General features: G+C 58.3%; 1 protein-coding gene. It reads right to left on the reverse strand.

The window, feature by feature from the left end; translation table 11 throughout:
• Window positions 1-39: 39 nt before the first annotated feature.
• Window positions 40-509 (reverse strand): integrase core domain-containing protein (locus KP701_RS16215; protein WP_215747925.1); only part of this gene is annotated, 470 nt, incomplete at its 5' end.

Here is a 509-nt window from a genome sequence, read left to right on the forward strand (position 1 = left end):
GACAGTTTTGCGGGCTTGATAAGCTATACCCGGTTGTTGTTATGCCGCCCTTCTGACGGCGTTGCTGTTGGCCATCTGGTCCGGGGTTAACCCCGGACCAGATGGCGTCGGCACGTCATGATACGCCTCATCGGGCGTACGTCCAGCCAGCGCCGTATGCGGACGCCTTTCGTTATAATGGGCGATCCATCTGCCAAGCCCGGCCCTCAGCTCTGATCCGGTCTCGAACGCGTGCAGGTAGACGCATTCATATTTCAGCGACCGCCACAGACGCTCGATGAACACGTTATCCAGCCATCGCCCACGCCCGTCCATACTGATGCGGATCTGACGCTCTTCCAGTATCCCGGTGAAACGGGGTGTCGTAAATTGCGACCCCTGGTCAGTATTGAAAATGTCCGGGGCGCCATAGCGCATGAGGGCATCCTGTAGCGCCTCGATACAGAACTCCACGTCCATCGTGTTCGACAGACGCCAGGACAGGACCTTGCGCGTGAACCAGTCCATGA

This window comes from Gluconobacter sp. P1C6_b (assembly GCF_018811945.1).
Classification (GTDB): Bacteria; Pseudomonadota; Alphaproteobacteria; order Acetobacterales; family Acetobacteraceae; genus Gluconobacter.